Annotated in this window: 9 protein-coding genes; 5 read left to right on the forward strand and 4 right to left on the reverse strand. The window is 62.5% G+C overall.

Annotated elements, in window-relative coordinates; genetic code table 11:
* Positions 1-106: 106 nt before the first annotated feature.
* The 4 genes from hisC (at position 107) to hutC (ending at position 4,007) form a co-directional block, all read left to right on the forward strand.
* Positions 107-1,258, forward strand: coding sequence for a histidinol-phosphate transaminase (hisC, locus tag CFR76_RS02965; protein ID WP_244191753.1), 1,152 nt, complete (start codon positions 107-109; stop codon positions 1,256-1,258).
* Positions 1,245-2,642, forward strand: a complete 1,398-nt coding sequence (locus tag CFR76_RS02970; RefSeq protein ID WP_110555738.1) for an FAD-binding oxidoreductase — start codon at positions 1,245-1,247, stop codon at positions 2,640-2,642. The genes hisC and CFR76_RS02970 overlap by 14 nt, the downstream gene beginning before the upstream one ends.
* Positions 2,639-3,196 carry a HutD/Ves family protein gene (locus tag CFR76_RS02975; protein WP_110555739.1) on the forward strand — a complete coding sequence of 186 codons (558 nt, stop codon included), beginning with the start codon at positions 2,639-2,641 and terminating at the stop codon, positions 3,194-3,196. Before CFR76_RS02970 ends, CFR76_RS02975 begins: the two co-directional genes overlap by 4 nt.
* Positions 3,197-3,281: 85 nt before the next feature.
* Positions 3,282-4,007 carry a histidine utilization repressor gene (gene hutC / locus CFR76_RS02980; protein WP_110555740.1) on the forward strand — a complete coding sequence of 242 codons (726 nt, stop codon included), beginning with the start codon at positions 3,282-3,284 and terminating at the stop codon, positions 4,005-4,007.
* A 7-nt stretch (positions 4,008-4,014) separates the two neighbouring features.
* On the opposite strand, the gene CFR76_RS02985 is transcribed toward hutC, so the two are convergent.
* The 3 genes from CFR76_RS02985 to hutU form a co-directional block, all read right to left on the reverse strand.
* Positions 4,015-5,157 carry an alpha-hydroxy acid oxidase gene (locus CFR76_RS02985; RefSeq protein ID WP_110555741.1) on the reverse strand — a complete coding sequence of 381 codons (1,143 nt, stop codon included), beginning with the start codon at positions 5,155-5,157 and terminating at the stop codon, positions 4,015-4,017.
* A 96-nt stretch (positions 5,158-5,253) separates the two neighbouring features.
* Positions 5,254-6,801, reverse strand: coding sequence for a histidine ammonia-lyase (hutH, locus tag CFR76_RS02990; protein WP_110555844.1), 1,548 nt, complete (start codon positions 6,799-6,801; stop codon positions 5,254-5,256).
* Positions 6,802-6,805: 4 nt separating this feature from the next.
* The gene (gene hutU / locus CFR76_RS02995; protein ID WP_208623915.1) at positions 6,806-8,503 is read right to left on the reverse strand and encodes a urocanate hydratase; all 1,698 of its coding nucleotides are present in this window, start codon (positions 8,501-8,503) and stop codon (positions 6,806-6,808) included.
* 286 nt (positions 8,504-8,789) lie between these two features.
* On the opposite strand from hutU, the gene CFR76_RS03000 reads away from it, so the two are divergent.
* Positions 8,790-10,190, forward strand: coding sequence for a purine-cytosine permease family protein (locus tag CFR76_RS03000; protein ID WP_110555742.1), 1,401 nt, complete (start codon positions 8,790-8,792; stop codon positions 10,188-10,190).
* A 35-nt stretch (positions 10,191-10,225) separates the two neighbouring features.
* Here CFR76_RS03000 and CFR76_RS03005 read toward each other — a convergent pair whose 3' ends face one another.
* Complete coding sequence (locus CFR76_RS03005; protein WP_110555743.1) at positions 10,226-11,842, reverse strand: GMC family oxidoreductase; 1,617 nt, start codon at positions 11,840-11,842, stop codon at positions 10,226-10,228.
* Between the last annotated feature and the right edge of the window lie 47 nt (positions 11,843-11,889).

An 11,889-nucleotide genomic window follows, 5' to 3' on the forward strand; every position in this document is an offset into this window, starting at 1 on the left:
TTTGCCCGGCGGTCGGGATGCCGGGCGCTCGTTGCATATTTACAACAACGGACGCAGCCTTTATGTATATACAAGTAGACGCAAATTTATTGAAAAGGCTATTTCCATGGCTGCTTCTTCCATGCCTACCCGGTCAGCACGCGTGCCTTCCCGCCCCGAGGTTGCCGCCCTGCCCGTCTATAATGCCGGCCTGTCGGAAGATGAGGTACGCCAGAAGTACAACGCGCCGCATATTTCAAAACTGGGCAGCAACGAAAACCCCTACGGTCCCTCGCCCACTGCCCTGAAACAGTGGGAAAACCTGACGCGCCAGATGTTCCGCTACCCCGATGCGACGGCATCGGCATTGCGCCACGCGCTGGCGCAGATCACGGACATGCCAGCAGACCACATCATGCTGGGCAATGGCTCTGAACAGATCATACGCCTGATCTGCGAGGCCTATCTTTCCCCCGGCGACCGGGTGGTGACCGTGCTGCCATCCTTCGGGCTGCACATGATCTGGCCCGAAATGATGGGGGCACGGGTCGATGCGGTTTCCATTACCGCCGAAGGCCGGTTCGACCTGCCGGCGATGAAGCAGGCGGTTCAGGCCGCGCCACTGAAAATCCTCATGTTTTCCAATCCCTCCAATCCGGTTGGCTGCATGATGAACGCGCCCGACATGCTGGAACTGGTGGCGTGCTGCCCGCCAGACACGCTGATCGTGATTGACGAAGCCTATTACGAATACGCCCAGGGCAGCCCGGACTACCCCGACGCCACGAAAATCCTGCCCCGGCAGGAACGGCCATGGCTGGTGCTGCGCACGTTTTCAAAGGCGTACGCCCTTGCCGGGCTGCGGATTGGCTACGCGCTTGCATCCGATACCGGTGTCATCACCACCCTGAACAAGGTGCGTGACCCGTTCAACACCAACATGGCGGCGCAGGGCATGGCGCTGGCGTCGCTGCGGGACAGGGCGCATATGCGCGACAGCGTCGCGGCGACCGTGGCTGAACGCGAACGCTTCATGCTTGCGCTGGCACGGCAGGGCTATGCCCCCGTGCCATCGCATGCCAATTTCATATTCCTTGATGTCGGGCATGATGCCGCCATTGTGGCGGAACGCCTGCTGCGGCATGGCGTCATCATCAAGCCCTGGCGTGAAAAAGGGTTCGAGACCTGCCTGCGCGTCAGCGTCGGCCTGCCTGTGGACAATGACCGCTTCCTCCACGCCCTCGCCATTGAAACGGGACAGACCGATGACAGCCATTGAGTCCTTCATCGCGCGTCTCCGCCCCGTGCTCGGGGACAAGATTTCCACCAATGCGACGGTCCGGCGGCATCACGCCCATGGCGAGGGCTGGCAGTCCCCCGACCCGGCCACGCAGCCGGATGTGGTCGTATTCGCCCGGACGACGGAGGAGGTCGCAGCCATCGTCCGCGCCTGTCATGACCTGCACCTGCCGGTCATACCCTTCGGGGGCGGCACGTCGCTGGAGGGGCAGCTGACCGCGACAAAAGGCGGCATAAGCCTGGACCTGTCACAGATGGACGCCGTTATCGACATCCGCCCGCAGGACCTGAGCTGCCGGGTGCAGGCGGGAGTGACGCGCCAGCAGCTGAACAGCCTGCTGCGCGGCGACGGGCTGTTTTTTGCCGTGGACCCCGGAGGGGAAGCGACGCTGGGCGGCATGTGCGCCACCCGGGCATCCGGCACGGGGGCCGTGCGCTATGGCACGATGCGCGAGAACGTACTGGGCCTGACCGCGGTCATGGCGGATGGCAAGGTCATCCAGACGGGGGGCAATGTCCGCAAATCCGCGACCGGGTATGACCTGACCGGCCTGCTGATCGGATCGGAAGGCACGCTGGGCATCATTACGGAAATCCAGGCCCGTCTGCATCCGCTGCCCGAAACCATCCTGGGGGCGACCTGCCAGTTCGCCACGCTGGCGGACGCGGTGGATACCGCCACGTCCATCATTCAGGCTGGCCTGCCCATCGGGCGGCTGGAACTGCTGGATGACGTGCAGATGGATGCCTGTATCAAGTATTCGTCGCTGGAGGGCTACCGCCCCCTGCCGACCCTGTTCTTTGAACTGCATGCATCCCCCGCCTCGGTAACGGAACAGGCGGACCTGCTGCGCGAAATCACCGAATGCCATAACGGCCTGTCCTTCCGGGCATCCGCCAGCCCCGAGGAACGCACCCGGCTGTGGAAAGCCCGCCATGACGCCTTCTGGGCCTGCATGGCCTACCGGCCGGGATACAAGGGCATGACCACCGATGCCGTCGTGCCGATTTCCGCCATGACGGACATGATTACACTGGCCAGGCAGGACATCGAGGACTCCGGCCTGGCGGCCCCCATCGTCGGCCATGTGGGGGATGGCAATTTCCATACCGTCATCCTGGTCCCGCCCGAACCCGATGGGTGGGCGCGCGCGCAGGCGCTGGACCACAAGATCATCCAGCGCGCCCTTGACCTCGGGGGGGCCATAAGCGGGGAACACGGCATTGGCATAGCCAAGCAGGCGTTCATGCACGCCCAGCACGGCAATGACGCGATTACGGTCATGCGCGCGATCAAGCAGGCGCTGGACCCGCGCAATATCCTCAATCCCGGCATGTTGCTGCCTGCGCCGGCCAACCCGTGACGCCGCGTGTGTTTTCCATCCAGTCGCTGCCCCTGAGCGCCTGGAAAAACGGGCAGGGCATGACGCGGCCCGTGGCCGAGGCACCCGGCTGGCGCGTCAGTATCGCAACCATTGGCCGGTCATGCGCCTTTTCCGCCTATCCCGGCCTGCAACGCCAGCAGGCATTGCTGTCCGGCGCCGGGCTGGAACTGGTCCTGCCCACGCGCGAACGCATGCGACTGGCCAGCGCGGGTCCGGTGCTGTCGTTTTCCGGCGCGGTTCCCCTTGCCTGCCATCTGGTCGGGGGTGCGGTCACCGTCCTGAACATCATGTTCGCACCCGGCAGGTTTCCCGATGCCGCAATCCGGTCAGTCACGACAACGTTCTTCCCCAATGCGGGAGCCGATACCATTATTGTGCCCGCAAGCGGTTCGTGGCGGACAACCTGTGCCAATAATACGGTCCATCATGTGACAACAGGTGAAATCCTGCGCGGCGCGGTATTGCATATTGCGCCATTACCTGCCCCCGGCCAGCAATCCGCATTGTGTTATATTGCTTCATCATGTATGTAAGACTGTGTCATGATAATGCGCAGGTCATTCCTTTTCCATCCGGCGCCGCACAGGTTGCCATAAACCATGAATTGAGTGCCGCAATATGGCTACAGGTATTGCTGAAACCCAGGCAATCACACGCTATGAACAGGTCAAGCAGTATATCACGGCACGCATAAAGCGGGGAGAATGGAAAGTCGGCCAGCGCCTGCCATCGGAAAGTGAACTGGTGGAAATCACCGGCGTATCGCGCATGACGGTACATCGCGCCCTGCGCGAACTGATGACGGAAGGCATGGTCACGCGCGCACAAGGCGTTGGCACCTTTGTCGCCCGCCCTGCGCCGCGCGCCGAACTGCTTCAGTTACATGATATTGCCGATGACATTATCGCCAGCGGCCATACCCACCATTCCCGTGTCATCACGCTGGACACGGCGCGGGCCGATGTTGACCTGGCCATGTCGTTTGACCAGCGCCCGGGCAGCAAGCTGTTCCATTCCGTGATCGTGCATTACGAGGACGACACCCCCCTGCAGGTGGAAGAACGGTATGTTTCGCCGCATTTTGCGCCGGACTACCTGAACCAGGATTTTTCCATCGCGCATCCACACCGGCACCTGTACCATATTGCCGAACCCGACGAGATCGAACACGTCATTTTCGCCATCACCCCGTCACAGGAACTCCAGCACCTGCTGGAACTGGAAACGCCGGAAGCCTGCCTGCAACTGGTGCGCCGCACATGGGTACAGGACAGGATCGTGATGAAGGGCATCTTTACCTATCCCGGCAGCCGATACAGCCTGGGTGGCCGCCAGCATATGTAAGGGATGCTCAGGCCCGGCGCAGCACCTGCGTGCGCCGGGCCGCCAGTTCGGCCATGGTACGCAGCCCGGCCAGCCCCATGACGTCACGCACCTCCCCCGACAGGCCGGTTGTCAGGGCGTCCATGCCCTTGCGCCCCGCCGCCGCCAGCGCCCATGCCCACGGGCGACCCAATGCCACCCCGCATGCGCCCAGCGCCAGCGCGGTCACGATATCGCCCCCCTGCCGCACGCCGCTATCCAGCACGATCTCGCAGTGTTCCCCAACACTTTCCACAATTTCCGGCAGCACGGACAGCGTTGCGGGCGACGGGTCCATCTGTCGCCCGCCGTGGTTGGAGACTACCAGCGCATCCACCCCGTTTTCCACGCATTGCCGGGCATCATCGGCATCCATCACACCCTTGACGATCAGCCTGCCCCCCCATTCCTTGCGCAGCCATGCCAGATCCCGCCATGTCAGGGAGGGGTCAATGCCAGCGGCGGCATTCCGTGCCTCCTCCAGCAGGTTCCGGCCCATGCTGTAGGGGGCAAGATTGCCGATGCGGGCCTTTCCCGCCATCAGCATGCGCAGGCTCCATCCCGGCCTGCTGGCCATCGACAGCAACTGGGCGACTGACGGGCGCGTCATGCGCCGGAACCCGTTGCGCACATCACGCGCCCGCATGGGCGTAATGGCGGTATCCACTGTCAGGATAATGCCATCAATCCCGCATGCATGCGCGCGGCGCAGCATGTCACGCGTAAGCGCGCGATCCCTGAAGACATAGATCTGCGCCAGAAGGTCCACCCCCGGCACACGGGCCAGTTTTTCCATGGAAGCGATGGAAAAGGTGGAAACGGCAAACGGGATACCCGCCCTTGCGGCTGCCTGCGCCGCCATGATGTCCCCGCCGGCATGCATCATGCCCGCGAAACCGACCGGTCCCAGCATGAACGGCGCCCCACGGGGCTTGCCCAGCCATGTGGACCCGATATCCACCTGCGACACATCCCGCAGGCAGCGCGGGACAATTTTCCAGTCAAGAAACGCTTGCCGGTTCGCCCGCATGGTAACTTCGCCATGCGCGCCGCCATTCACATAATCCCGAAACAGGCGCGGCAGGCGATGGCTGGCCGTCCGACACAGGTCATCAACGCCCGAAAATTCCATCGCCTGTTTTCCCCACGGTCGCGTTGCATCATTACCAGAAACATCCCTAACCCATTACTTTGAAATAATAAAGTCAGGAAAAACGTCCTATCCGCCCTATCCGACCCGCGGCAGGGCCACGTGCTGGCCAAGGCTCGCCACCAGGCTGCCATCCGCCAGCAGTTCCGCCGCCTTTTCGATATCAGGGGTAAACAGGCGATCGTGGTCAAAGAACGGAACATGCGCGCGCAGCACCTGCGCCGCCGCAACCAGCGGCCGCGATGACGACAGGGGTGCGAGGAAATCCAGCCCCTGCACCGCCGCAAGGTATTCCACCGCAAGGATGACGCGGACATTATCGACAATATCCGTCACCCGGCGGGCGGCGAAGGTTGCCATGCTGACGTGGTCTTCCTGATTTGCGGAAGTCGGCAGGCTGTCCACGGAAGCAGGATGGGCCAGCGTCTTGTTTTCCGATGCAAGGGCCGCAGCCGTGACCTGCGCGATCATGAAGCCGGAATTCAGGCCACTGTCATTGACCAGGAATGGCGGCAGGCCGCTCATCTGCGCATCGACCAGCAGGGCAAGGCGCCGTTCGGCAATCGCCCCGATTTCCGATACCGCAATCGCCATAAGGTCGGATGCGATCGCCACGGGTTCGGCATGGAAATTACCGCCGGAAATCATTTCATCCGTATCGGCGAAATGAATGGGGTTGTCGGATACCGCATTCGCTTCCAGCAGCAGGATACCCGCCGCATGGCGCAGGCTGTCCAGGCAGGCCCCCATGACCTGTGGCTGGCAGCGCAGGCAGTACGGGTCCTGCACGCGCTCGTCTTCCTCGACATGGGAGGCGCGAATGGCCGATCCCTGCATCAGCGCCCGATAGACGCTGGCGCATTCGATCTGGCCGCGCTGGCCACGCAGTTCATGCAGGCGTGGGTCGAAGGGCGCATCCGTGCCGCGCGCGGCGTCCAGCGTCAGGCCGCCGGTCGCAAGGGCGCATTGCAGCAGGCGTTCGGCGTCAAACAGGGCTGCCAGCGCCAGCGCGGTGGAAACCTGCGTGCCATTCAGCAGCGCCAGCCCTTCCTTCGGCCCCAGTTCCAGCGGCGCCAGTCCGGCCAGGCGCATCGCCTCGGCCCCGGTGCGCCTTTCGCCATTGAAAAAGGCCTCGCCCTCGCCGATCATCACCGCGCTCATATGCGCAAGCGGCGCCAGGTCGCCGGATGCGCCGACCGATCCCTTGTACGGGATAACCGGCACGACACCCCGTTCGAGCATGGTGATCAGCAATTCGACCACTTCCGCCCGCACACCCGAAAAGCCACGGGCCAGCCCGTTCGCCTTCAGCAGCATGATCAGGCGCACGATACGCGCGGGCATCGGCTCCCCGATCCCTGCGGCATGGCTGAGCACGAGGTTGCGCTGCAGGTCGCGCAACTTGTCATCGGGAATACGCGTCTTGGCCAGCTTGCCAAAGCCGGTATTGACACCGTAAACCGGCTCGCCACGTTCCACGATCCGGGTGACGGAGGCAGCCGCTTCATGCAGGTGCGCCACAGCGCCCGGCGCCAGTACCACATCCGGCCCGTCAAGGTAGAACTGGCGCATCTGCGCCAGTGTCAACTGGCCCGGTTCCAGCACCAGCCTGTCTGTTGTTGTCATCATTTCAGCTCTTTCGCGTAATCATGGGCAGGTCCAGCCCTTTTTCACTGGCGCAGGAAACCGCGATGTCGTAGCCGGCATCCGCATGGCGCATCACGCCGGTAGCCGGGTCGTTCCACAGCACGCGCTCAAGCCGCCGGGTCGCGCCCTCGCTCCCGTCCGCCACGATCACCATCCCGGCATGCTGGGAAAAGCCCATGCCCACGCCCCCCCCATGGTGCAGGGAAACCCACGTCGCACCCGACGCCGTATTGAGCAGCGCATTGAGCAGCGGCCAGTCCGACACGGCATCGCTTCCGTCGCGCATGGCTTCGGTTTCACGGTTGGGACTGGCGACCGAACCGCTGTCCAGATGGTCACGGCCAATCACGATCGGCCCCTTCAGTTCCCCTTTGGCCACCATTTCATTGAATGCGAGGCCAAGGCGGTGCCGGTCCCCCAGGCCAACCCAGCAGATACGCGACGGCAGGCCCTGGAACTGGATTTTCTCACGCGCCATATCCAGCCAGTTATGCAGGTGATGGTCGTCGGGCAGCAATTCCTTTACCTTCTGGTCCGTGCGGTAGATGTCCTCGGGGTCACCGGACAGGGCGGCCCAGCGGAACGGGCCGATCCCACGGCAGAACAGCGGGCGGATATAGGCGGGCACGAAACCGGGGAAGGCAAAGGCGTCCGCGCAACCGGCCTCGTACGCCATCTGGCGGATATTGTTGCCGTAATCGAAGGTCGGGATGCCCAGCTTGTGGAACGCCACCATCGCCTCGACATGCAGGCGCATCGACTCCTTTGCCGCCTTTTCCACGGCCGCGGGATTGGTAATGCGCATCTTTTCCGCCTGTTCCAGCGTCCACCCCGCGGGCAGGTAGCCATTGAGCGGATCATGCGCCGATGTCTGGTCCGTCACCGCATCGGGATGGATGCCACGGCGCACCAGTTCGGGGAACACTTCGGCCGCATTGCCCAGCAGGCCGACCGAAACGGGTCTGCCGCTGCGGGTTGCTTCGGCAATCAGTTCCAGCGCCTCGTCAAGGCTGTCCACCCTGCGGTCGAGATAGCCGGTTTCCAGCCGTTTCTGGATACGGCCGGGCTGGCATTCCACCGCCAGCATGGACGCGCCCGCCATGACTGCGGCCAGCGGCTGCGCGCCGCTCATGCCGCCAAGGCCGCCGGTCAGTATCCAGCGTCCCTTCAGGTTGCCGCCGTAGTACTGGCGACCCATTTCCACAAAGGTTTCATACGTGCCCTGCACGATCCCCTGCGAGCCGATGTAGATCCATGAACCCGCCGTCATCTGGCCGTACATCATGAGGCCAAGCCGGTCGAGTTCGTTGAATTTATCCCAGTTCGCCCAATGCGGCACGATATTGGAATTGGCGATCAGCACGCGCGGCGCATCGGCGTGGGTGCGGAAGATGCCCACGGGCTTGCCGGACTGCACCAGCAGCGTCTGGTCGTCTTCCAGGCCGCGCAGGCACGCAACGATGCGGTCATAACACGACCAGTTGCGGGCGGCCCTGCCGATACCACCATATACAACCAGTTCGGACGGGTTTTCGGCCACGTCGGGATCAAGGTTGTTCATCAACATGCGCAAGGCCCCTTCGGTCTGCCAGCTACGCGCTGTCAACTGGGAACCGTGGGGGGCACGGATCACGCGGTCGTTTGCCATGCGATCGTTACAGGGGGATGGGGTCTCGGTCATAGCGTCGGATCACCTTGCATGCACTTGTATATATCACTACTTAGCGCATATCGATTTTGTCCTGTCAATCCATACCCGGAATGATATGATGTTTTCCCGCGGCGACAGGCACGGCGGCAACCGTACTGGACGGCGCGGACTGCCCTTAACTTCAGCATCGCATATATTTTTTTGTTGCGTTGGGACAGAATAAGTTATGCAGGCAAATGCAATGCATCACTTACGATAGGCACAAAGCCCCCATCCCGTACAGGGGACGCCATATCGTTACGGAGTATATTTCCTGATGGCAGAAACGGTTCCGACAAAAATCGAATCCGCGACCATATACCGTATCCCGCTGGACCAGCGGCACGGACGGCCCCGCGACCTGTTTACGATATGGTTCGGTTCCAACCTGATGATGCTGACAGTCGTGACCGGGTCGCTGGCGACAAGTGTCTTTGGCCTGCCGTTCCTGCCCGCGCTTGCCGCCATCGTCGCGGGCAACATGGTCGGCGCCATCTTCATGGCGCTTCATGCCGCGCAGGGGCCGCGCCTTGGCGTGCCGCAGATGGTCCAGACACGCGGCCAGTTCGGCATGGTCGGCGCGGTGCCGATCACGGCCCTTATCGTCATCATGTACGTGGGTTTCGCCGCGTCCAACCTGGTGCTGGGGGGTGAAGGGCTGCAGTTCATCCTGCCGCATCTCAGCCGGATGGGGGGCATCCTGATCATCCAGGCGCTGTCCGTCATTCCGGCCATTTACGGTTATGTCATGATCCATACGGCCGCACGGATCATGACATGGGTATGCGGGGTCGCCATCATGCTGTGCCTGTGCCTTGTCAGCTGGGAACATGGCGCCGACCTGCTGCGCGCAGGCCACGCCCATGTCAGCACGCATGGCATACTGGGCACGATTTCAACCGCCGCCCTGTGGCAGATTGCCTATGCCCCTTACGTATCTGATTCATCACGCTACCTGCCCCCCGGCCCGGAAGGGGAGCGCAAGGCGTTCCATGCCAGTTTCTGGGGCGCGGTGCTGGGGTCGGTGCTGCCCATGGCGCTGGGGGCCATGATCGGCCTGCTGGCCAACGGGCATAATATTGTAGCAACGCTGGGGCAGATGCTGCATGGCGCGGTCGTGCCGGTGCTGTGCGCCCTGTCGCTCAGCATTGCGGTGGCCAATGCAATGAATGTCTATTGTGGCGCCCTGTCCACCCTGACGATCATCCAGACCTTTGTCTCCACCCGCAGGCACCAGAAGGCGCTGCGCCTTGCCATTACGTCGGTGCTGCTGATGATCGCGCTGCTTATGGCCGTGTTCATGGCCCGCAGTTTCATGGCGCTGTATAGCGAATTCCTTGAACTGCTGATGTCCGTCATGATCCCGTGGACTGCGATCAACCTGACGGATTACTACCTGATCCACCGTGGCGAATATGATGTGGAGGCCTTTTTCCACCCTACGGGCGGCCGTTATGGCCGTTACAACAAACCGGCCTTCATCTGTTATTTCATCGGCATCCTGATCCAGATCCCCTTCCTGTCCAATGCCCTGTTCACCGGCCCCATGGCGCGGCTGGTGCATGGGGTGGACCTGTCATGGATTGTGGGACTGGTTGTTACCACGCCCCTGTACTGGTGGGCGGCCGGGCGTTACTCACGCCCCGTACCGGCCGGCCTTGCCGCCACGGCGGATTGAGGCCGTCCCCGATCGGCCCCGCGTTTCCCGCCCGTTTATCGCCGCCGGTCTGACAGGATCATATCGGCGGCTTTTTCAGCAATCATGATACAGGGCGCATTGGTATTGCCGCTGACAAGCGTCGGCATGATCGAGGCATCGGCAATCCGCAGTCCCGTCATGCCCCGCACCTTCAGCTCAGGCGTCACCACCGCGTCCCCATCCATGCCCATCCGGCATGTGCCGGCGGGGTGGAAGACGGTACTCGCACTGCGCCTGATATAGGCCATCAGCTCGTCATCGGTTACAACCTCCGGGCCGGGCGCCATTTCGCGCCCACGAATACCGTCGAAAGCCGGGGCACGGATGATCTGGCGCGCCAGGCGAATGCCTTCCCTCAGGACCTCTCCATCACGGGGATCATGCAGGAAACGAAAATCGATCTGGATATCCCGCGCCCCATTGCGGCCCGGACGGATCTCCCCCCGGCTACGCGGACGCAGCACACAGGTATGAATGGCAAAGCCATGCCCCATTTCAAACAGGCGCCCCCGATGGCTGCGGAAACCGGGTACGAAATGGAACTGGACATCCGGCACGCCATCCGCCAGCTTCGTACGGGCGAAGCCACCTGCTTCCACATAATTGGTTGTCAGCCACCCCTTGCGCCACAGGGCGTATTGATGCGGGGAAGACAGGACCGCAGGCAGTGATTTCCATGAAAAGCCAAGGCTGCGGGCCTCGTCCGAGCGCACGGTGACAAGGCCGTCCAGATGGTCCTGCAGGTTCTGCCCCACCCCCGGCAGGTCATGGATAACCGATATCCCTGCCCGCATCAGGTCATCCCCCCGTCCGATCCCCGACGCCATGAGGATGGCGGGAGAGCCGATGGCGCCTGCCGACAGCACGGTTTCCCGCTGGGCGAACAGGGCGGAGCGTTGTCCACCATGAACCACATTGACCCCCTCTACCCTGCCCTGCCGGATAACCAGGGATTTGACGGTGACACCCGTCACAATATGCAGGTTGGGCCGATGGCGTATCGGATGCACGAAGGCACGATAGGCACTCAGCCGTTTTCCATCGCGCTGCGTGACATTGTAGATGCCGACACCTTCAAGGATACCGCCGTTGAAATCGGGGTTTTCCGCCTGCCCGGCCTGTTCGGCCGCTTTGATAAACATACGCGACAGGGGATTGGCCTCACGCGGGGCGGTGACATCCAACTCCCCCGCCACCCCATGAAAGCGGGGATCAAGGCCAAGGCAGTCATGTTCCGATTTCATGAAGTATTTCAGCACCGAGGCATAATCCCACCCGGCACATCCCTGCGCTGACCAGCCATCGTAATCCGAGCGGTCGCCCCGGATGTAGATCATGCTGTTCATTATGCTGGACCCCCCAAGGCCCCGCCCGCGCGGCACATGGATGCGGCGGTTGTCGAGGCCGGGCTGCGGCACCGAGAAAAACTGGTAGGCCAGCTTCCGGCTTTTATACAGCGTCAGGGTGCCGGCGGGAATCTGGATGCGGGGCGTGTTATCGCGGCCCCCTTCCTCAATCAGGCAGACCCGGTTACGTGGATCGGCGCTCAACCGATTGGCCAGCACGCAGCCCGAGGAGCCGCCCCCGACAATGATATAGTCAAATTCACGAGGAAAGGACGCCTGCCGCATCGATTTACATACCTTGTCACAATCATGATAATATCATGCATGTATTG

This window comes from Komagataeibacter swingsii, from assembly GCF_003207895.1.
GTDB classification, from domain to species: Bacteria; Pseudomonadota; Alphaproteobacteria; order Acetobacterales; family Acetobacteraceae; genus Komagataeibacter; species Komagataeibacter swingsii.

What these genes read in the sequence shown, in the direction of transcription:
- CFR76_RS03000 (WP_110555742.1), top strand. Translation starts at nt 8,790, where the DNA reads ATGGCAGAAACGGTTCCGACAAAAATCGAATCCGCGACCATATACCGT.
- CFR76_RS02970 (WP_110555738.1), top strand. Translation starts at nt 1,245, where the DNA reads ATGACAGCCATTGAGTCCTTCATCGCGCGTCTCCGCCCCGTGCTCGGG.
- CFR76_RS03005 (WP_110555743.1), bottom strand. Translation starts at nt 11,842, where the DNA reads ATGCGGCAGGCGTCCTTTCCTCGTGAATTTGACTATATCATTGTCGGG.
- hisC (WP_244191753.1), top strand. Translation starts at nt 107, where the DNA reads ATGGCTGCTTCTTCCATGCCTACCCGGTCAGCACGCGTGCCTTCCCGC.
- CFR76_RS02985 (WP_110555741.1), bottom strand. Translation starts at nt 5,157, where the DNA reads ATGGAATTTTCGGGCGTTGATGACCTGTGTCGGACGGCCAGCCATCGC.
- hutU (WP_208623915.1), bottom strand. Translation starts at nt 8,503, where the DNA reads ATGACCGAGACCCCATCCCCCTGTAACGATCGCATGGCAAACGACCGC.
- hutH (WP_110555844.1), bottom strand. Translation starts at nt 6,801, where the DNA reads ATGACAACAACAGACAGGCTGGTGCTGGAACCGGGCCAGTTGACACTG.
- hutC (WP_110555740.1), top strand. Translation starts at nt 3,282, where the DNA reads ATGGCTACAGGTATTGCTGAAACCCAGGCAATCACACGCTATGAACAG.